The sequence below is a fragment of the Arthrobacter sp. UYP6 genome (genome assembly GCF_040547315.1).
Lineage (GTDB): Bacteria > Actinomycetota > Actinomycetes > Actinomycetales > Micrococcaceae > Arthrobacter_B.
On sequence record NZ_JBEPPM010000043.1, the window covers coordinates 1 to 1,358 of the forward strand.

The following is a 1,358-nucleotide window of genomic DNA, read 5'->3' on the forward strand; positions in this document are numbered from 1 at the left end:
TATGAACCGTCCCGGGTTTGATGCCGCTATCTTCTGTGAGAAAGATAGTGACTATGCCCAAGCAGTTCCCTCCCGAAGTCCGTGACCGTGCAGTGCGCATGACATTGGATCGATTGTCCGAATATCCGTCTGTCTATGCTGCCTGCAGGGCACTGGCGCCAAAGCTCGGGGTCGGCCCTGAATCGCTGCGCCGCTGGGTTGTCCAGGCCCAGGTCGATGCCGGTGAGAAGACCGGACCAAGCACTGATGAGCTGGAGGAAATCAAGCGGCTCCGGGCTGAGGTGAGGGACTTGAAAGAGTCCAACGAGATCCTCAAGCAGGCCTCGATTTTCTTCGCGAGGGAACTCGACCCTCGCCGCCGCTGATCTGTCGATTCATCGACGAAATGCGCGCTGAAGGTTATGCGGTCGAGTCGATCTGTGCCGTCCTGCGGGAGCAGGACGTGCAGGTCGCCGCAAGAACCTACCGGGCGTGGAAGACACGACTGCCAGCCCTGCGCACCATCGAAGACGCCCGCATCACCGACGCGCTCCTCAGTTTGAAAGTCCCCGATGCGAAGGGACGTCCCCGGCCCGAGATCATCTACGGGAGGCGGAAGATGACGCAGTGGCTGCGCCGGAACGGTTTCCCGGGAGTCTCCAAGCACACCGTGGATCGGATCATGCGTGAAGAGGGTATGAACGGCCTGATTAGAGGTCGTAAGACCCGAACCACCATCCCCGGCAAGGACGGCCGCCGCGCCGGCGATCTGCTGAACAGGGACTTCACCGCTGCGGCCCCGAACCGGATCTGGGTCACCGATTTCACCTACGTCCCGGTCTACTCTGGATTCGTCTACGTCGCCCTGGTCATCGACCTGTACTCCCGGGCGATCGTTGGCTGGGAAACCTCAACCGCCAAGGACACTGCGTTCGTTGAACACTGCCTGCGGATGGCCCTGTGGCGACGCGAACACGCCGGGCGGCCGGCACCGGCGGGACTGATCCATCATTCAGATGCCGGCAGCCAATACACCTCGATCCGTTATACGGACACCCTGGCTCTGGAAGGCCTGCAGCCCTCCATCGGCAGCGTGGGTGATGCCTATGACAATGCAGCCGCCGAGACCGTAATGGGACTATTCAAGAACGAGGCCGTCGCGAAGAATTCACCGTTCCGCAGCGGGGCGCTGAAGACCGAAACCGACGTAATGGAGATCGTCTTCGAGTGGGTCCACTGGTACAACAACGAACGCCTGCATTCCGCCCTGGATCATCAGACGCCAGAGGAATACGAGCAGACATATTATGATCTACAAACCGGCTTGTTACCCGACGACGCCGCCAACAAACAGGCGGCATGATTCCCGGGACGGTTCA

1 protein-coding gene is annotated in these 1,358 nt (G+C 60.5%); it reads left to right on the top strand.

Translation table 11 applies throughout. From position 1 onward, the window contains the following. Positions 1 to 53: 53 nt before the first annotated feature. Positions 54 to 1,342, top strand: a protein-coding gene (locus ABIB35_RS18695; protein ID WP_354183240.1) for an IS3 family transposase whose coding sequence is annotated in 2 segments (ribosomal slippage) — positions 54 to 327 and positions 327 to 1,342 — 1,290 coding nt in all. Because the reading frame shifts where the segments join, the coding sequence is not laid out codon by codon here. Positions 1,343 to 1,358: the final 16 nt, after the last annotated feature.